This window comes from Actinosynnema sp. NPDC037264 (assembly GCF_055603705.1).
This window is the reverse complement of record NZ_JBVJVK010000107.1, coordinates 1-16,952: the sequence shown is the minus strand read 5'-3', so window position 1 is coordinate 16,952 and position 16,952 is coordinate 1. Positions and strand designations below refer to the sequence as shown.

The window sequence follows — 16,952 nt, the reverse complement described above, 5'->3', positions numbered from 1 at the left end:
GTGGGAACGCCGCGCCGACATCCACGAAGCCTTCCTCGGCCTCGCCACCTGCATCATTTGCTACAGGCACGTCCAGCGATTCTGTTAGGACCTCTTAGCCGATGCGCTGCGCGGAGCAGGCGATCGGACGCACGGTCGCCCGCGTGATGCGCCGGACGAACGGTCGGTCCGGCCACCAGTGCCGGGGTGTGCACGCTGGACAGGTCCGGGCCACGCGCGATTCGCCAGGTGGCCTCCGTGCAGCCTCGACCACCTCTCGCGCGGCGATCCCCAGGTCCCGGGTCGGCAGGCGTCCGTCGACGATCAGCGTCTCTTCGGTCATGGGGATCACCGTCCGGTGCGTGCGTTGTGCGTCAGGTGGATCGGCGAGCGGATGACCGCAGGTACCCCGGCCTCGGCGATCCGCGTCCACGCTCATGACAGTGCCGCACGCGAAGCCCCGCCAGAAGGGCAGAACGTCGTCCGCGCGACGAAATGGTGCCCAACGACCCAGAGCCGTTCAGCACTACCGGTCGCCGCTTCTCCAGCCGGCCGGTGCATCGTCGCACTCGATCCGCCACCCGCCCGACCACGGCGCGCGCCAGCTGCCGGAGCGCGGTGCTCGACGAAGCCACCGGCCGATGCCGGCGTCGCGGAGAACGACGAGAGCAGGGCCTCCTCCACCTGCCCCGGCTAGATGAGCAAGGCCGATCGGGTGACCATCCAATGCGACGGGGACCGAGGTCCCGCCGGACGTGCTCCCAACGCGCCCGCGCCCGCATGAGTGTCGCCGACGCCGGCACTGCGCACGAGCCGCCATTGGGCCCTGATCGGTGAGGACCATCGACCGCTGTCACGAGAGCGACGGCTCACTAACGTCGGAGACCTCCTACGACGAGGGAGGTGCGCCGTGCGAGCACGGGACATCATGACCAGCCCGGTCATCACCGTGACGCCGAACGTTCCGATCCGCGTGGCGGCCGCGTTGATGGCCTCGCACGGTTTCACGGCGCTGCCTGTGGTGGACGGTGACCGGCGGCTCGTCGGCATCGTGACCGAAGCCGACCTGTTGCACGGCCGTTACGCCGACAACGACTCCGGTGACACGCCGGTGCGCGAGGTGTTGACCACACCGGTCGTCGGGATGGACCCCGCCGCGCCGGACCGCTCGCTCGCGGGCGTGATGGTCGACGGCGGGATCCGCTGCGTCCCGATCGTGGACGGCTCGCAGCTGGTGGGTGTCGTGACCCGGCACGACCTGGTGCGGGCGTTGGCGCGCAGGGACGACTCCATCGCGGTCGACGTGCAGGAGCGCCTCGACGCCTACGACCCCAACGGCCGGTGGTCGGCGACCGTCCGGGACGGCCACGTCGACATCGGCACGGTGTTCACCGACCAGGAGTCGTGGAAGGTCGTCGTCGCCCTGGTGGAAGCGGTGCGCGGGGTCGTCAGCGCCAACGTGCACGTGACGACGTCCGAGGACGCGGCGAAGAACCGGCCATGACGCCGAGCACGCTGGCCTCCACAGGGCCGTAGGTCCCGGCCGCTGCTCTGACCACGCCGTGGCCGGCAGCGGGTCACACCCGTGACCCCACGCATGCGGACACCACTCGACGGAGGTCAACCGCCCCCGGAGCCAGGATGATCAAGACCTCGACCGGCTACGGCTACGAGCTCATGACCAGGGCCGCCGCCGAGAGGCAAGCCAACGTGGTGACGACGCCGATCACCAGCGGTGGCCCGCCAGGACCGGCTCCGCGCCGCCACCGCCCGCGTCCACGTCGTCCGCCCGCCCACACCGCCAGGACCGCGACCACGGCGATCAGCACGCCGGGAACCACCCGCAGCCCCCAACCGCCGCGGGCGGCTGCCTGCAGCAGCAGCACCGAGCACGCCGTGGCGCTGAACGCTGTCCGTCGCCACGCCAGGTCCGTGCGCTCGGGCTGCAACCCCGGATCACGTGAGTCGCTCACCCGAAGGCCACCAAGATCCCCGCTGTCACAGCCACGACCAGCACCCCCACCGCCAGCACCACCAGCACCCGGCTTTCCGGCAGCGGTCGGTCGGCGCGCATCGCCCGCTGCACCGTCCTCCACCGCGGGTAACTGGTCGCCGCCAGCACCGCCGCCAACGCGATGCACATCAGCCCCAACAGCACCGTCGCACCGGGGAACGCGAACGGCGGCACCAGCTGACCGACCGCCACACCGCCGGCCAGCAAGCCCAGAGCGGTGCGGATCCACGCCAGGAACGTCCGCTCGTTGGCCAGGGTGAACCGGTAGTCCGGCTCCCGGTCCACCGACGACCGCTCCGGCTCGCCGTGCATCCGTCCTCCGCATCCGCCGCGCCGCACACCGGGTGACCGTTCCGCAACGGCCCCGCAGGCAGGCTAACCCGATCCCGTCATCCACGTCGCCCCTCACTCGATCGGATCACCCTTGGACCGAACAGGCGAGGCTCAGGCCGTGTCGTGGCGAGCACGGCCTGGCCGGCGGTCGTCACAACCGGGACCGAACCACCCCCGGTGCGTCGCGCGGAGTGGTGGTGCCGAGCGCTCAACCGCCGAGGACGTGCCGCAGCGCGGTTCTGGTCACCAACAGGTGGCCGATGCCGAAGGCGGCCACGACGCCGATGCCGCTCCGGTGCCGAAGGTGACCGTCATGATCTCGACGATCGGGCGCAGCCCGGCCAGTGCCGCGCCGATGCCCGCCCCGACTCCGACAGCGGCGCGTCTCGCGCACGCTCCGGCCCGAACTCCTCCAAGCAACCCCGTGCTCACCGCGAAGCAGCCGCCATGGCTGATCGCGGGCGGAAGGCGATCGGCGGTGACGAAGTCCCGACCGCGTGCGGCGAAAGATCCGGCATCACCGAAACCGGCCGACGTGGACGTGGAGGCGTGGCGTGCCGGTGCCCGGACTCGACCGGGCGTCCCCGGCCACTCGGGACGAAAGCCCCTACGCACCACCGGGTACTCCGGGTAGCAAGGGTGTGCGGACGTCGACGCCATGCGACGTCGGCTTGGTCCAGGGGAGGTGCGACGTGCCGTTCCTCTGCCGCGGGACCGCCGGGCGACCGGCCGGTCCGAGTCGGGGAGGTGCCCGGGTACCCGGTGGTAGCTGCCTCGCCGAGCGTGAGCAGCCGCCGCCTGCCGTGCGTGTGTGGTCACGGGTGCGGGGTACGGCATGACGGTTCACCGTGCGGGATTCGGCGGGCTCGTCCTCGTGGCGGGGGACCGGTTGTCCTTGCCGGTTCGCAGGCGCGTCGAGGAGCTCCGCGCGTTGGGTGTGCCGGTCCACGGGCCACCGGCCGCGGACGGTACCCCTCCGCGGCCGGCCGTGACGGGATGTGAGGCCCGACCGGTGCTGGTGGTCGACGCCGGTCAGGGGGAGGCGGAACTGTGCAGGCTGCTCGACGGGGAGATCCGGCGTCGGAGGCGCGGACGACCGCGGGACATCCGAGAGGATCCCTCGTGGGCCCTACGAGAGGATGGGGACCCCATCCGCCGCCGCGTGGTGGAGTCCCTGTTCACGGTGGGAGCCGGCGGCATCGCCACGCGCGGCGCGGTGGAGGAGGCACGACCGGGCGCGGAACCGTCGGTGCTCGTGGCCGGTGTCTACACCGGTCGTGGTGCGGACGAGCACCTGCTGGACGGGCCGATCTGGACCGGCCTGGACATCGAGCCCGCTCCGGTGGCCGACCACCAGGTGCTCGACCTCCGCACGGGGACGCTCGCACGGCACGAGGACGCCGACCACCCGCTCCGGACGCTGAGGTTCGCCTCCATCACCCGGCCCGGCGTGGTCGCGATGAGGGCCGAGGGCCCGGCCGGACGGCTGCGCCTCGGCAAGGCCCTGCGACCTCCTCCCGGTGCGGACATGAGCGAAGGCGTGCTGGACGGTCGCCGCAGTTGGGCACGCACCGGCGGCACCTCCGGAGTGACGGCGGTCGCATGGCAGCGCCTGAGCGGCGGCGGGGAGTCGCGCACCGCGGAGCGGATAGCCGCGTACGCCGCCGGCACGTGCGGGCAGCGCACGCCGACCGGGTTGGTGGCGACCCTCGACGCCGCCCGGCGTGCGGGGTTCGACCGACTGCTCGGCGAGCACCGGGCGGCCTGGGCCGACCGCTGGGACGCGGTGGACGTCGAGGTGCCCGATGACCCCGACCTGGAGTCGGCCGTGCGGTTCGCGTTGTTCCAGCTGTGGTCCAACGCCGACGGGCGGCGGCGCGAGGCCGCGGTCGGCGCGCGGGGGCTGTCGGGTAGCGGGTACTCCGGCCACGTTTTCTGGGACGCGGACGTGTACGTGCTGCCGGCCGTCGTGACGATGCACCCCCGGCTCGCCACGGCGATGGTGGACTACCGGTTCCACAGGCTGCCCGCCGCCCGGGCGGCCGCGCGCGCGGCCGGTCGGGCCGGCGCGCGGTTCCCGTGGGAGTCGGCGTCGGACGGCAGTGACGTCACGCCGTCGAGCGGCTACGTCGGCGGCGTGCCCGTGCGGATCAGGACCGGCCGGTCCGAGGAGCACATCACCGCGGACGTGGCGTGGGCCGCGTGGCACTGCGCGCGGTGGACCGGGCGATCCGGTCACCTGCGAGCGCGCCGCGCGTTGCTGGAGGGCACCGCCCGCTACTGGGCTTCCCGGTGTCGGGTCGACGACGACGGCCGCGCGCACATCGACGACGTCATAGGACCGGACGAGTACCACGAGGGGGTGTCGGACAACGCGTTCACCAACGTCATGGCGCGTTGGAACCTCCGTGCCGCCGCCGCCGTCACCACTTCGTCCGGGCAACGGCGCGCCTGGACCTCGCTCGCCGCCTCGCTGGTGGACGGGTACCGGCCCGACACCGGCCTGTACGAGCAGTTCGCCGGCTACTTCGGCCTCGAACCGGTCAAGATCGACGACATCGCCCGCCCACCGGTCGCCGCCGACGTCCTGCTCGGCCGGGACCGCCTGGCCGCCACGCAGATCATCAAGCAACCGGACGCGCTGATGCTGCACCACCTCGTGCCGGAGGAGGTGCGGCCGGGGTCGCTCGTGCCGAACGTCGACTTCTACCTACCGCGCACCGCTCACGGCTCGTCGCTGTCCCCCGCGATCAGCGCGTCGCTGCTGGCGCGGGCGGGACGTCCGGAGGAGGCACTGCGCCTGCTGCGGACAGCGGCGCGCATCGACCTCGACGACCTGACCGGCACGACGGCGGCCGGGCTGCACCTCGCGGCGATGGGCGGCGTCTGGCAAGCGCTGCTGCACGGTTTCGCCGGCGTGCGCGTACGGGACGGCACCATGCTGGTCGATCCTTCGCTGCCCGACTCGTGGCGCACCCTCGGGCTCCGGTTCCGCTGTCTCGGCCGCCGGGTCCGCTTGCGGATCACCCCTGACGACGTGCGGGTCGAGGTTGACGTTCCGCTGCGGGTGGCGGTCGCCGGACGCGGTGAGGTCGTGGTGACCGACACGGCGTGGATCGAGCGGAGGGCGTAGGGAGGGCGCATGAGCGGCAAGGTGGTCGTGCCGGTGGAGCGGCTGGAGGCGGCGTCGGTCGTCCCGATCGCCGTGGCGGTCGCCGACGTGCTGGGCGCGACCGTGACCAGGGCTCCAGCCGGTGACGACGCGGTACTCGGCGCGTTGAGCAAGCCGGACACCGTGCTGGGCGTGGTGCCGCGCGATCACCACTCGTCCTGGACCATCGCCGCCGCGTCCGCCAGACCCGTCATCCTCGTGCCGCCGATGCGCCTGGGCGTGCCCGCGGCCGTCTCGCGGGTGCTCGTCCCGCTCGACGGCACAGCCGACTCGGCCCGCGCAGTCGCCGACGTCCTCGCACTGCTCACGCACGCGAACGTCGACCTGGTCGTGCTGCACGTCTTCGACGAGTCCACCGTACCGCCGTTCTGGGACCAGGCCGCCCACGCCCGCCACGGCTGGGAACAGGAGTTCCGCAAGCGGTTCTGCACGCCCGAGGACGTGCGCCTGGAACTGCGCAGCGGGAGGCTCGGCGAGCACGTCAACCAGGTCGCGGCCGACGAGCGCGCGCACCTCATCGCGCTCGGGTGGTCGCAACGCCTCGACGAAGGACGGGCGCGCACCGTCCGCGAAACCGTTCGCGGTGCTCGCGTTCCGGTGATGCTGGTTCCCCTGGCCCGTTCCTGAGGGACGACCACTGCCGGGCCCGGCCGGGAAGATCCCTGTTCGGGCCGTGCGATGGTCCTGTGGAACCGAGCTCCTTCCATCCTGTGACCGGATTCGGGATCGGCGAACCCCGGTGTTCGGCGGAGGGAGTGAGTGGGATGGGTTACACGTCGAGGCACAGGGCAATGTTGAAGGCGATCGCGGAAGGCCGTGGGCGGCTGGTCGGTGGTTCCCATCCGAGCCTGGCGATCGACGGGTTGTGGTGCGACTTCACCGCGACGAACGACCTGGTGGACAACGGGCTCGTGAGGCCGAGCGGCGTCGCTGACGCCGTCGGGACGCCGAGTGCCGGCCCCGCTCACCACGTGAGGCGCCCGCGGCGAAGCCCAGCTCGGCGTGCCAGCGCGGCTTTGTCAACCCGGTCTTGCGGTGCGGGGCTGCGATTTCACTCGATCGTGTAACCCGTTGAGGACGCCCGTTTCCACAGGTCAAGCATGGTGTGACGGTGATGTGGGACCTTCGTCCTCGGGCACCGGGCCGTACGTCCGTCGTGCCGCCGGCGGATCGGGCACACCCTCGGTCCACGCCCCCGGCACGGGGGCGACGACCGGGAGGGGATCGACATGTCGAGCACGCGGAAGTCGGATGTCAGGACGTCGGCCCAGGAAGCCGCGGACGAGGTGCAGCGGGCGGTCGCGCGGGTGACGGCAGGGCTGCTGGCCCTGGTGTTCCTGGTCAGCGTGTCGCTCGCCCTGAGCATGTCCGCCGACGTGCCCGGTGGTCGCGTGGGCGTCGGCATCACCGTGTTCGTGCTGTTCGTCGCGAGCCTGCTGGTGGGTGGCGTGCTGGGCTTCCTGTTCGGTCTGCCGGGCAGCAGGTTCGCCGACAAGGTGCTGGACAAGGGCGACGGGGACGACACGTCGAAGGCGCTGTCCACCGGGTCGCGCTACGTGACCAACTCGAACCTCATCCGGGTGTCGGACTGGCTGACCACGATAGTCATCGGCCTCGGCCTGGTGAACCTGGGTGACGCGGTCCCGGCGTTCCGCCAGTTCTCGGCGGCGTTGCGGGAGCCGCTCGGCGGAGTTCCGTACGCGGGTGCCCTCGGCACGTCGGTCGCCGTCCTGGGCGTGCTGTCCGGCATGCTCCTCGTCTACCTGTGGGTCAGCGTCCAGGGACGAGCGCTGTTGGAGATGTCGGAGGTGCGCGAGGAGACCGTCCCGGACCTGAAGGGCAAGTCCGTGAACAACGCGCGCAGAATCCTCAGCGCCCTCTCGCTGCGACTCAAGGTGGTGCCGCAGGAGGCGAAGGACGACTGGAAGGTCATCGACCAGAACTTCGACCCGGACCTGCGCGTGAACGAGAGCACCGAGGTCGAGATCACGGCCGTGCCGCCGACGCCGGCGCAGGGTCCGGACGGCGGGCACGGGACTCCGGCGACCACCGAGATCGTCGTCGTCACCTCCTGACAGGCGACCACCCACCGTCACCGGCCGTCAACGGGAGTGCCCGGCCACCATCGGTGTGGATGCCCCGAGGTCCCACGAGCACGATTCGCTCAACCGTCGACCAGCCGCCGGAGCACGGGCGGGGCACTCCCGGAGTGGTCGAGGCCCGGCGATCGAAGGAGGTCGGATGTCCGAGAACGCCGGCACAGTGGCAGGCGGAATGCCCTACCTCCGCCTGGGTGCGGGCCCGCCGCTGGTGTTGCTGCCCGGTATCAGCGCCCACCACAGGGTGCCGGTCGGCATGGATCGCCGGTTCCAGTTGGCGCAGGTGCGGCCGCTCGCTCGGCACCGCGAGGTGTGGTGGCTCAACCGCCGCAGGGGCCTGCGCCCCGTGGCCACGATGCCGACCTGGCACGGGACTACGCGGATGCGCTGCGCGAGTTGTTCGGCCGACCGGTCGACGTGGTCGGCGTTTCCACTGGCGGCAGCATCGGGCTCCAGTTGGCGGCCGACACCCCTGACGCGGTGCGCAGGCTCGTGCTCGTCTCGGCCGCCTGCACGCTGGGGGAGCGGTGCCGCGGCGCCCAGCGCAGCACCGCGAGCCTGCTGAGGGCGGGCGAGCCGCGGCGCGCGGCGGCGGCGATGATGGGCATCATCGGCAGCGGCCGGATCACCCGCCGCGCCGCCGCCGCGATGGGCTGGCTGCTCGGACGGGCCGTGGTGGGACGGGGTGACCCGGACCTGCTGGCCACGATCGAGGCCGAGGACCCGTTCACCTTGTGTGCTCGGTTGCCCGAGATCGGCACGCCGACGCTAATCGTGGGTGGGGAGCGCGACGCCTGCTACGGACGGGCGCTGCTCGAGCAGACGGCGGCGGGTCTTCCCCGCGCCCGACTCGTGCTCCTGCCGCGCAGGGGACATCTCGGCATCACGCCTGCCGTCGCCGGGATCGTGCTGGGCTTCCTCGGCGAGGGGACCTGACGCGGCGCGTCGGAGCACCGGTCACGCGACGGCACGCCCACCCCGCTGGACGGTGTCCGCGCGTGCGGCGGTCGCGGGGCTCGGAGTGCCCCGCGACCACCATCGCCGCCGCACGCGTCCGGTGTGCGGACACCGTGACGATTCGATCACCGGGGCACGGGCAGGACCGCGGTGTCCAGCGACTGCCAGCGGTCGGCCAGCCTGGCCTCGAGGGTGTGCATGGTGGTGTACTCGAGGTCTTCCAAGGGCAGTCGGTGCGGTTCGAACGGGCCGTGCCTGCGCAGGTAGTCCATGGCCTCGTTGGCCTGTGCGCGGGCGCGGTCGAAGGACGGGTCGGCGAACATGTCGCGCGGTCCGATGAGCTTGCCGTCCTTGATCTGGAAGCCGAGGGCGACGACGCGCGGTGGTCCGTCGAACCGGGCGGGTGTGGCCTGGTCGGTGCTGACGGGCATGATCGGCGCGTGGTGCGAGCCGCGCATGCAGCCCGCCACCGCGTAGGGGAACGCGAACGGTTCGAGCACTTCGCCCACCGCGGGCAGCCCGGACTGGGCGCGCACGATCATCACGGGGTCGTCCTTGCCGACGTACTTGCCTGCGATGAGCGACAGCCGCTGGGTGGACGTCGCCGCCGCCTGCTCGTCGAGCGTCTTCGAGTGGACCGAGTGGATGACGTAGCGGCTGGGCGCGCCGATGTACATCAGCATCTCGTACAGGTCGGTCGGGCAGTCGAACCAGATCCGCTTCTCCTCGTACAGGTCGTAGACCTCGAAGCGGAAGCCGGCGTGCATCTTGGAGTCGATGACGAGGCCCGCGGTGTTGAACGGGTCGGCGAACACCTTGTAGAGCGGCAGGTTCCACGCACCCGGCTCGGTCGTGTCCGCCAGGAAGCAGATCACCGGTTCGCTGGGCCGCTCGGTGAACTCCAGCTCGGCGTACCCGGGCCCCATGCCGCGCAGGTTGCCGCTGAACGCGTCGGACAGCAGGTCCTGGCCGGCGCCGTAGAGGCCGAGGCGCTTGGCGACCGCCGTGGTGTCCTGGAAGACCTGCCACGCGAAGGAGTGGATCGGGTGGGCGTCGGACCCGTGCTCGTGGATCATGATGAGGGACGTGTCGTCGCCGCACGACGCCACCTGCCCGTCGATGAGCAGGTGGTCGCTCACGGCTTGAGCCAGAGCGTGGCGTGCGACGGCGGTCATCTCGGGGTGCACGGCGGAATGACCGACGAACCCCCCCGGTGTCGGCTTTGATGATGCTCAAGGTGATCATCGTGGCTCCTCTGTTCGGAGTGGACCACCTACCACGTGGCCCCGGTGCGGGTTGAGGAGCAGTGACAAAGGTCCCTGTGCCACGACCCGGAGGACCTTTCACCATCCAGCGAGCCCGGCCACGCCGCGGTGTCCCTCCAACTCCCGGCGCACGCGTTCGGTCAGGGCGGTCAGCCGCTCGCTGTGGCGCACGGCGACGGGCCGTGGCGAGCGCAGCGCGAGCGCCGTGGCGGGCAGGCGGTCGAGGTCGGCGTAGCACCGGGTCCGCGCGTCGTGCACGGCGTCGTGCTCCGACCTGCGGGGACCGGTGCGCCGCCCGTCGACCACCACGGGCACGAGCAGCGGTTCGTGGTCGGCCGGAAGGGGTTCCTCGCGCAAGCCGATCACGTCACCCCGCTCGACGGGGCCGCGGAACACCTGTTTGGCACCCGGTGCCGTGACCTTCCCGGAGGACAGCTTCATCACCGGTCTGCCGTCGTACTCGACCAGCTTGTACGCGGTGTCCAGGGACGGTGCGTCCGCCGACACACCCATCCGCGTGCCGACGCCGAACACGTCGACAGGCGCGCCGCGCGCGACGAGGTCGGCGATGCCGTGCTCGTCCAAGCCTCCGCTCACGACGATCCGCGCGTCCCGCAGGCCCGTCGTGTCCAGCATCTGACGGGCCCTGCGGGACAGGGTGGGCAGGTCGCCGGAGTCCAGTCGGATCCCGACCGGTCGCGCGACGTCGACGGCGTTGCGCACACCGCTGGGGGTGTCGTAGGTGTCGACCAGCAGGACGGCGTCGTCGGGGAAGTCCTCGGCGAAGGCCCGGAACGCCGATCGCTCGTCCGGGAACGCCTCGACGTAGGAGTGCGCCATGGTGCCGGCCGGGACGAGCCCGTACCGGCGTGCCGCGGCGACGTAGCTGGTGGCGTCGAAACCGGCGATCGCCGACGCGCGGGCCACCGCGTTCGCCGCTTCCAGGCCGTGGGTGCGGCGGGCGGCGAAGTCGATCAAACCGGCGTCGCCCGCGGCGATCCGGCAGCGCGCCGCCTTGGTCGCGACCGCGGTCTGGAACGTGACGAAGTTCAGCAGCGCCGTCTCCACCAGTTGGGCCTGGGCGATCGGTGCGGTCACCTCCAGCAACGGCTCACCGGCGAACACCACGCGCCCCTCGGGTACAGCGCGGACTTCCCCGGTGAACCGCAGCTCGGCCAGGGCGGCCCGCGTGGCCCGGTCCAGCCCCACGGTCTCGTCCACGTAGTCGAGCTCGTCGTTCGTGAACCGGAACTCCTCCAGGAAGTCCAGGCAGTCGGCCAGTCCAGCGGCCACGAGGAAACCGCGGTCCACCGGGAGCCGCCGCGCGAACAGGCTGAACGTGGCCGGCGCGGCCATGCCCCGGCGGAGGAAGCTCACAGCCATCCGGATCTCGTAGAAATCGGTGCACAGCGCCGTCATGCGTCGACCGTCCCACCGGCACGTCGCCGGGTGGCAGGGTCCGTGCGCCCCACCGGACAGGGGCCTCCGTCACTGTTCCGGGAACAGTCAGGCGCACTCATCCGCAGGTGCCGGTGGGCGCTGAGGCGGGAGCGGCCGGAGGGAGCTCGCGTGACGAGGACTCCCGGGCCACCTCAAGACGCCTGGCCGACCGTTGCGAACAGGCGGCCGTCGTCACGGGGCGGCTCCGCCTCTCGTCACTTCCCGTCCGCGATCACCGGCATGACGACCTCGGTGAGGTAGCTCTTGGGGTTGGAGGTGCGGTCCGGCCCGACCAGGTAGATCTCCCGAGGCGGTCCTGCGGGCCGCCGGCCGTGAGCCCGGACCCACTCCTCGATGGCCTGGTACGCCTCGCCCAGTCGGTCGTAAGGGCCGGCGTGCAGCGTGCGGACGGCCGGTCCGCCCGGCCACTCGACCGTGCCGACGTCGCCAGCCGGGGTGGTGGGCCGGTCGGTCGGGAGCAGCAGGTCGACCTCGAACTCGCCCTCCGGCTGGAAGGACCCCGGGTAGGCGACCTGCGGCGGTCCGGCGGGCGTGGCTCCTGCTTGCGCGCTGTGTTCGAACAGCAGCCCGAAGCCCTCGCCGATGGCGCGCGGCAGGTCGGCCGCGCGGATGCGGCGGTGTACCCGGGCAGCGGTGAACGGTTCGGTCTCGGTGAGCGTCACGTGGTGGGTCATGGTTCGAGGGTCACCCTGTCGGGTGGGCGTGGTGCAGGGTCCGACGTCGTCGTCGAGGGGGACCTTCGTCCTGTGCCGCACGATGGAGCTGGAGAGGGGAGGCGCGGTGGTGAAGGCACGAGTCGGTGACTGGGTGGTGGTGGAGGGCGTCACGCTGGGTGTGCCTACGCGGCGCGGCCAGGTGGTCGAAGTGCGGCACCCCGACGGCTCGCCGCCCTATCTCGTGCACTGGGTGGACACCGGCAAGCAAACGCTGGCGTTCCCTGGCCCGGACGCCCACGTGATGACCGCCGAGGAGGAGGCTCGCCGCCTGGCCGCGGAGATCGACGCGACGGCGCGATGAGGAGCCGGACCCGACCCCGTGTCCGCCGGCTCACGCCGGGTTCACCGGTCCAGCAGGGCGTCGAGGGTGACGAAGCCGTAGCCGGCCGCCCGGACGCGGTCGATGGTGTCCGGCAGCGCGTCCGCGTCGAGCGTGCTGCCGTCGTCGGGATTGGCTCCGACGTGCATCAGCACGATCGCGCCCGGTCGCAGGCAGCCGATGACCCGGTCACTGACCTGCGCGGCGGTCACGCCGCCGCTGGTGCCCTTCCAGCCCAACGTGTCGACCGTCCACCGCACGGGGACGTAACCGGCGTCGTTCACCGCGGCGATGGTGCGAGCGTCACGGGCGCCGAAGGGGAAGCGGAACAGCGGGCGCGGATCGGCTCCGGCGGCCCGGATGGCCTGTTCGCCTCGTGCCAACTCGTCGTGGATCGCCGACGTGGACCGGGTGGTGAAGTCGGGGTGGGTCATGGAGTGGTTGCCCACCCGGTGTCCGCCGTCGCGGATGGCCCGCACCCCGGAGGGGTTGGCCGCCGCCCGCGTCCCGGTGAGGAAGAACGTCGCGAGCACGCGCCGGCTCGCCAGCGCGTCGAGGATGGGCCGCAGCGCCGCGCTGTCGGCGCCGGCGTCGAACGTCAGGGCGACGACCGGGGTCGACGTCGGGACGGCGGTGACGTCCTGGCCGCGCGGCGACGGCGCGACGGTGGGATCGCCGGGCACCCGCGCCGTGGCCGTGGCAGCGGTCGCGGATCCGGTCGTCGACGTCGGCTCCGACGTCGACCGCGTGATCGGCGTGATCGACGACTGCTCCGTCGGCGCGGTGGACGGCGTTCGGTCGTCGGACACGTTCGCGATCACCAACGCCCCGACGAGAGCCGACGCGACGACGACACCTCCGGCGATCACGGCCATGCGGTGAGCCCGATGCGGTGACGACACGGTGGACCCTTTCCGTCTGTCCTGATCGATGCCCGGTTGCGGTCCGGTGCGCCCCGTCCGGCCCGATCAGGAAGGGGTTACCGTCGACCGTCTTGGGCGGTGGCGATGCTGGCGCGGCAGCAGCGCACGATCTGGCGGGTGGCGGGGCTGTCGGGGGTTCGCAGGCAGCGTCGGCAGTGGACGGTGACCGTGCCGGTGAGTTCGTCGACGCTGACGGAGGCGGGGCACTCGCAGTCCCGGCACCAGCGGTGGCCGGTCACGGCGATGACGTGTGCCTGGGAGTGCACGCACTGGTGCAGCCAGCGGCGGTGGACGCGACAGCTGACGCGTTCGAGCGGGTCGAACCCGGTTTCCTCGGCGTCGTCCTCGGCGGCCAGCACGGCGGCGAGCTTCCGGTCGCGCACCCCGGCGTAGGTGTCGTGTCGGGCGGTCTGCAGCAGCGTGGACATGGTCGGCTCCGTGGGTTTCGGGTTCAGGTGTCCACTGTCCGTCCCATCACCGGCCGCCGAACACGGCACGAGGGCATCAATCCAGGAGGGTCTTGAGCAGCACCCTCCGTATGGGCAGGGCCCTGGTGGGACGGGACCAATTGCCCCGGCCGGCCAGGTGTGCGTGCCGCGTCCGGCTCGGTAGGCCGGTCGTGCACCCGACCACGGCGGCGGGGCGGTACCGCTGGGTCGAGGTGCCCGGTGTTCGAAGCCGCCACGGACCTCGGCGAGCCCTCGCCGGGGTTCACCACCCGACCTGCCGCGCGGAGCGGGACGGCCGGGTGGTGGCGGTCCTGGCACGCGACCTCACTTCGGTTCGTTGCGGACGTCCACCCCACCGAACAGCGCGGTGGCGTTCACCCTCAGCACGGGTGCGTCCGGTGGGAGGGTCCCGTCGCGTTCGGTGTTGTCGTCATAGCCGCCGAAGATCGGCAGCCCGCCGAGCGAAACCCTCCACCCCCTGGGCACGAGCACGTCGACCCCGCCGAACAGGGCGAAGGCGTCGACGTCGGCTTCGTGGTCGATGTGCGCTTCGCGCAGGTCCAGCGTGGCACCGCCGAACACGGCGGACACCGAGGAGTGGGTCAGGTGCTCGGCCCGGTTGCGGACCTTGGTCCCGCCGAACAGCGCCACCGGCGCGCCGGTCTCCTCGTGGGCGATGGTGCGGTGACGCCGCAGACCGGCCAGCACGGCGACGCCGACGACCAGGAGCAGCGCCGGCCACAGGACGTCACCGGTGGTCCACTCCTGTTCGTCGGCGAGCATCACCAGCCCGATCGCCACGATCACGCCGGGTCCGAGCGACAGGTGCCGTTGCGAGAGCACGGCGGCGACGCCCAGGCCGATGACGGCGACCGGCCACCAACCCGACAGCAGCTCACCGGCGTCGGACACCCCGGTGGCATCCATGATGCCGAGCAGTCCCAATGAGATCAGAACGAACCCGATCCACGCACGAACTGGTTTCATGATCGAACCTCCTCGTCCTCGCGGCGCTCGATCCGGAAGGTCCACCCGCGAGCGAGGGCGGTGAGGGCGGCCACGGCGCTCAATACCGGCGCCACCACACCCAGACCGACCACCGTGGTGACAGGCAAGTCGACAGCCCTCCGACCGCCGGAGTCCTCCACCACCAAGCGCCGCACGCGGCCCTCGTGGAGCAGGCCCCTGGCCCGGTCCAGGAGGATGCTGCTTTCAACCGCGGCGAGGTACCGCCGTTCCTGCTCCGCGTATCCGCGGTCGCTCCGGACGGTCATGGCGGTGTCCTCTCGCCTGGTCCCTGACTCCACGATGGACGGTCGGCCGGCCGGACACGAGAGCACTTCGGTCACGATGGGCGGGCACGAGGTCCCGCGGCGATCGGCGTCCGATCCCGGAGCGAGTGCGTCCGCCCGTCACCGCACACCGTCGGCAGGTCCCGGATCAGCGCCCGGATCGACGCATCCGCTCGGCGAGGTCGCGGAGTTCGCGGCGCGACGTGCGCAGCGGCAGGCCGTGTCCGGGCGCGACCAGCACCGGCTCCCGTGCCGCGAGCCGGGCGACCGACTCGGCCGCGCCTCGCCAGTCCCAGGTGGTGCAGCGCGGCGGCGCGCACGGCCACGACCTGCGGCGGAACAGGCCGGCGAACGAGTTCAGCTCGACCGTCACCACGGCGTCCCCGGTGATCGCCACACCGTCCTGGGGCCGGAGGTACGCCGCGTGCCCGGCCGTGTGCCCCGGCGTGGGGACGCATGCCCAGCCCGGAAGGCCGGGTAGCTCTCGTTCGGGGTCGTAGGCTCGTGCGATGCCCTGCAAGCTGTTCCTGCCCTGGATCGCGGCGAGCCCGCGCCGTGGCACGAGCCGCAGGGCGGGGCCGATGAGCCGGCGGTCCAGAGGGTGCGCGTACTCGGGCAGGTACGCGCCCGACGCGAAGCGCATCTCATCCGGGTGCAGGTGGACGGGCACCCGCCACACCCGGGCCAGTTCGGCCGCGGCCCCGGAGTGGTCGGGGTGGACGTGGGGCAAGTAGATGGACGTGGGGCGGCTGCCGGGACCGAACAGCGAATCGGCCGCGGCGCGGATGACCGCGGCACGACCCGGCCAGGCGGTGTCGACCAGCACCCACGCCGCCGCGGATCCGACCAGGTACGCGTTCGCCTCGGTGACCGCCCAGCCCGTGCTCAGCAGGTGCAGGCCGGGAGCGATCTCCACCGGACGTGCCGCCGGCGGGCTCATATGCGCTCCACCTCGTGCGACAGGCCGGGGTCGGCCGCGGCCCGATCCCGGCCGACCGCCGCCACCAGCGCGGTCGTGAGAGCGACGAACGCCAGCACAGCCAACCCCGCCACCGACGCGGGACTGCTCACACCCAGGGCCCAGTTCAGGACGACGGTCCCCGGCAGCAGCGCGAGGTAGGCGGCGACCGCGATCACGAGCGCCGGCAGCCACAGAGGGGCGGCCCGGCCCGTGAGAGACCGCGCCCGGGGCTTCGTCATGCCACCGCGCATCGTCGCGACACCGAGCAGAAGACCGACCAGGGGAGGCCCGAACCCGCCACCGACCAGGAGCAGGAACACCGACAGCACGATGAGGACGGCGCCGTCGCGCGGCTCGGCGACGAACCGCGCGCACCACAGCGAGAAGACCAGCGCGACGACGATCGTCAGCACCCCGGACACCACCAGGTTCCCGACCAGCGTCATCGCCGGCTCACCGTCGAGCACCTGGAACGCCTCGACGTCCGGCCACGACTCGACGACGACACCGGTCGCGGTGACCGGGCCCTGCGCGACCTCGCCGACGCCGTGCTCCACCGCGGCGAGCCCGGCCACGACACCGAAGACCGCGACGGTCCTCCGAGTCGCCGGACCGAGGCCGGCTACGACCTGGGAACGCATGTCATCCCCTTCGAGTCGTGGGCGGAGGGCCCAGCGGGTTGGCCGAGCCTCCGACGTGGCTGTCTCCCCACGATGCTCGTCCAGTGGTGACGGCACGAGGGTCTTTGGGCCCATGACCCGAGCACCTGTCCGGTGAGGACGGACGTGGCCCGGTGTCCTGCTGCCGTGGTCTTGGCGCGCTGCCCGGCGGGCGTAGCGGTGTGGGCGGACCGGGACTTTCGACTCTTCTTGCCCGGTACCCACGGCCCTGGGGGTCGTCGGCACGGCGTTCTAGCGTTAGGGCGTGTCCGCCGGAATGTTGATCGTAGGGTTTGATCAAATTGCGTTGTGGCGCGTGGTGATCTGACGGATGCGGAGTGGGCGATCCTGGA

Annotated in this window: 18 protein-coding genes and 1 pseudogene; 6 read left to right on the top strand and 13 right to left on the bottom strand. The window is 72.1% G+C overall.

Annotation, left to right across the window (positions count from 1 at the left end; genetic code table 11):
* Nucleotides 1-94: 94 nt before the first annotated feature.
* On the bottom strand, nucleotides 95-322 hold the full coding sequence (locus tag ACZ7GX_RS44565; RefSeq protein ID WP_498786720.1) for a hypothetical protein: 228 nt from the start codon (nucleotides 320-322) through the stop codon (nucleotides 95-97).
* Between the two features lie 567 nt (nucleotides 323-889).
* Between ACZ7GX_RS44565 and ACZ7GX_RS44560 the strand changes: the two genes are divergently transcribed.
* Complete coding sequence (locus tag ACZ7GX_RS44560) at nucleotides 890-1,483, top strand: CBS domain-containing protein (RefSeq protein WP_498786719.1); 594 nt, start codon at nucleotides 890-892, stop codon at nucleotides 1,481-1,483.
* A gap of 163 nt (nucleotides 1,484-1,646) precedes the next feature.
* Here ACZ7GX_RS44560 and ACZ7GX_RS44555 read toward each other — a convergent pair whose 3' ends face one another.
* From ACZ7GX_RS44555 to ACZ7GX_RS44545, 3 genes and pseudogenes are all read right to left on the bottom strand, one after another.
* A complete protein-coding gene (locus tag ACZ7GX_RS44555) occupies nucleotides 1,647-1,952 on the bottom strand; it encodes a DUF202 domain-containing protein (RefSeq protein ID WP_498786718.1) in 306 nt (101 codons plus the stop codon).
* Nucleotides 1,949-2,305 carry a YidH family protein gene (locus ACZ7GX_RS44550; RefSeq protein WP_498786717.1) on the bottom strand — a complete coding sequence of 119 codons (357 nt, stop codon included), beginning with the start codon at nucleotides 2,303-2,305 and terminating at the stop codon, nucleotides 1,949-1,951. The genes ACZ7GX_RS44555 and ACZ7GX_RS44550 overlap by 4 nt, the downstream gene beginning before the upstream one ends.
* 321 nt (nucleotides 2,306-2,626) lie before the next feature.
* Nucleotides 2,627-2,776 (bottom strand): annotated as a pseudogene (locus tag ACZ7GX_RS44545) (alpha-ketoacid dehydrogenase subunit beta); the annotation flags it as partial.
* Between the two features lie 385 nt (nucleotides 2,777-3,161).
* Between ACZ7GX_RS44545 and ACZ7GX_RS44540 the strand changes: the two are divergent.
* From ACZ7GX_RS44540 to ACZ7GX_RS44525, 4 genes are all read left to right on the top strand, one after another.
* Nucleotides 3,162-5,459, top strand: a complete 2,298-nt coding sequence (locus ACZ7GX_RS44540) for a glycosyl hydrolase family 65 domain-containing protein (RefSeq protein WP_498786716.1) — start codon at nucleotides 3,162-3,164, stop codon at nucleotides 5,457-5,459.
* Between the two features lie 9 nt (nucleotides 5,460-5,468).
* Nucleotides 5,469-6,125: a universal stress protein gene (locus tag ACZ7GX_RS44535; RefSeq protein WP_498786715.1), complete on the top strand. Its 657-nt coding sequence runs from the start codon at nucleotides 5,469-5,471 to the stop codon at nucleotides 6,123-6,125.
* Between the two features lie 602 nt (nucleotides 6,126-6,727).
* The gene (locus ACZ7GX_RS44530) at nucleotides 6,728-7,573 is read left to right on the top strand and encodes a PASTA domain-containing protein (protein ID WP_498786714.1); all 846 of its coding nucleotides are present in this window, start codon (nucleotides 6,728-6,730) and stop codon (nucleotides 7,571-7,573) included.
* A gap of 339 nt (nucleotides 7,574-7,912) precedes the next feature.
* Nucleotides 7,913-8,533, top strand: coding sequence for an alpha/beta fold hydrolase (locus ACZ7GX_RS44525; protein WP_498786713.1), 621 nt, complete (start codon nucleotides 7,913-7,915; stop codon nucleotides 8,531-8,533).
* Between the two features lie 146 nt (nucleotides 8,534-8,679).
* Here the strand turns inward: ACZ7GX_RS44525 and ACZ7GX_RS44520 are convergent, their stop codons facing one another.
* The 3 genes from ACZ7GX_RS44520 to ACZ7GX_RS44510 all read right to left on the bottom strand — a co-directional run bounded on the left by ACZ7GX_RS44520 (nucleotide 8,680) and on the right by ACZ7GX_RS44510 (nucleotide 11,954).
* Complete coding sequence (locus ACZ7GX_RS44520; RefSeq protein ID WP_498786712.1) at nucleotides 8,680-9,729, bottom strand: fructose-1,6-bisphosphatase; 1,050 nt, start codon at nucleotides 9,727-9,729, stop codon at nucleotides 8,680-8,682.
* A gap of 168 nt (nucleotides 9,730-9,897) precedes the next feature.
* Nucleotides 9,898-11,238 carry a nicotinate phosphoribosyltransferase gene (locus tag ACZ7GX_RS44515; RefSeq protein ID WP_498786711.1) on the bottom strand — a complete coding sequence of 447 codons (1,341 nt, stop codon included), beginning with the start codon at nucleotides 11,236-11,238 and terminating at the stop codon, nucleotides 9,898-9,900.
* A 236-nt stretch (nucleotides 11,239-11,474) separates the two neighbouring features.
* Nucleotides 11,475-11,954: a GyrI-like domain-containing protein gene (locus tag ACZ7GX_RS44510; RefSeq protein ID WP_498786710.1), complete on the bottom strand. Its 480-nt coding sequence runs from the start codon at nucleotides 11,952-11,954 to the stop codon at nucleotides 11,475-11,477.
* 109 nt (nucleotides 11,955-12,063) lie between these two features.
* On the opposite strand from ACZ7GX_RS44510, the gene ACZ7GX_RS44505 reads away from it, so the two are divergent.
* Nucleotides 12,064-12,297 carry a DUF1918 domain-containing protein gene (locus ACZ7GX_RS44505; RefSeq protein ID WP_498786709.1) on the top strand — a complete coding sequence of 78 codons (234 nt, stop codon included), beginning with the start codon at nucleotides 12,064-12,066 and terminating at the stop codon, nucleotides 12,295-12,297.
* A gap of 41 nt (nucleotides 12,298-12,338) precedes the next feature.
* On the opposite strand, the gene ACZ7GX_RS44500 is transcribed toward ACZ7GX_RS44505, so the two are convergent.
* From ACZ7GX_RS44500 to ACZ7GX_RS44475, 6 genes are all read right to left on the bottom strand, one after another.
* Nucleotides 12,339-13,190: a polysaccharide deacetylase family protein gene (locus tag ACZ7GX_RS44500; protein ID WP_498786708.1), complete on the bottom strand. Its 852-nt coding sequence runs from the start codon at nucleotides 13,188-13,190 to the stop codon at nucleotides 12,339-12,341.
* 104 nt (nucleotides 13,191-13,294) lie between these two features.
* A complete protein-coding gene (locus ACZ7GX_RS44495) occupies nucleotides 13,295-13,666 on the bottom strand; it encodes a hypothetical protein (RefSeq protein WP_498786707.1) in 372 nt (123 codons plus the stop codon).
* A 345-nt stretch (nucleotides 13,667-14,011) separates the two neighbouring features.
* On the bottom strand, nucleotides 14,012-14,674 hold the full coding sequence (locus ACZ7GX_RS44490; protein ID WP_498786706.1) for a LiaF transmembrane domain-containing protein: 663 nt from the start codon (nucleotides 14,672-14,674) through the stop codon (nucleotides 14,012-14,014).
* Nucleotides 14,671-15,036, bottom strand: coding sequence for a DUF4342 domain-containing protein (locus tag ACZ7GX_RS44485; RefSeq protein ID WP_498786705.1), 366 nt, complete (start codon nucleotides 15,034-15,036; stop codon nucleotides 14,671-14,673). The genes ACZ7GX_RS44490 and ACZ7GX_RS44485 overlap by 4 nt, the downstream gene beginning before the upstream one ends.
* Before the next feature lie 91 nt (nucleotides 15,037-15,127).
* Nucleotides 15,128-15,919: an MBL fold metallo-hydrolase gene (locus tag ACZ7GX_RS44480; RefSeq protein ID WP_498786704.1), complete on the bottom strand. Its 792-nt coding sequence runs from the start codon at nucleotides 15,917-15,919 to the stop codon at nucleotides 15,128-15,130.
* A complete protein-coding gene (locus ACZ7GX_RS44475) occupies nucleotides 15,916-16,581 on the bottom strand; it encodes a hypothetical protein (protein WP_498786703.1) in 666 nt (221 codons plus the stop codon). The genes ACZ7GX_RS44480 and ACZ7GX_RS44475 overlap by 4 nt, the downstream gene beginning before the upstream one ends.
* Nucleotides 16,582-16,952: the final 371 nt, after the last annotated feature.

Bases quoted from the DNA above. Each gene is read 5' to 3' on its own strand.
- ACZ7GX_RS44530 (WP_498786714.1), top strand. From the start codon at position 6,728: ATGTCGAGCACGCGGAAGTCGGATGTCAGGACGTCGGCCCAGGAAGCC.
- ACZ7GX_RS44565 (WP_498786720.1), bottom strand. From the start codon at position 322: ATGACCGAAGAGACGCTGATCGTCGACGGACGCCTGCCGACCCGGGAC.
- ACZ7GX_RS44520 (WP_498786712.1), bottom strand. From the start codon at position 9,729: ATGACCGCCGTCGCACGCCACGCTCTGGCTCAAGCCGTGAGCGACCAC.
- ACZ7GX_RS44500 (WP_498786708.1), bottom strand. From the start codon at position 13,190: ATGGCCGTGATCGCCGGAGGTGTCGTCGTCGCGTCGGCTCTCGTCGGG.
- ACZ7GX_RS44515 (WP_498786711.1), bottom strand. From the start codon at position 11,238: ATGACGGCGCTGTGCACCGATTTCTACGAGATCCGGATGGCTGTGAGC.
- ACZ7GX_RS44550 (WP_498786717.1), bottom strand. From the start codon at position 2,305: ATGCACGGCGAGCCGGAGCGGTCGTCGGTGGACCGGGAGCCGGACTAC.
- ACZ7GX_RS44510 (WP_498786710.1), bottom strand. From the start codon at position 11,954: ATGACCCACCACGTGACGCTCACCGAGACCGAACCGTTCACCGCTGCC.
- ACZ7GX_RS44540 (WP_498786716.1), top strand. From the start codon at position 3,162: ATGACGGTTCACCGTGCGGGATTCGGCGGGCTCGTCCTCGTGGCGGGG.
- ACZ7GX_RS44480 (WP_498786704.1), bottom strand. From the start codon at position 15,919: ATGAGCCCGCCGGCGGCACGTCCGGTGGAGATCGCTCCCGGCCTGCAC.
- ACZ7GX_RS44495 (WP_498786707.1), bottom strand. From the start codon at position 13,666: ATGTCCACGCTGCTGCAGACCGCCCGACACGACACCTACGCCGGGGTG.
- ACZ7GX_RS44475 (WP_498786703.1), bottom strand. From the start codon at position 16,581: ATGCGTTCCCAGGTCGTAGCCGGCCTCGGTCCGGCGACTCGGAGGACC.
- ACZ7GX_RS44535 (WP_498786715.1), top strand. From the start codon at position 5,469: ATGAGCGGCAAGGTGGTCGTGCCGGTGGAGCGGCTGGAGGCGGCGTCG.
- ACZ7GX_RS44490 (WP_498786706.1), bottom strand. From the start codon at position 14,674: ATGAAACCAGTTCGTGCGTGGATCGGGTTCGTTCTGATCTCATTGGGA.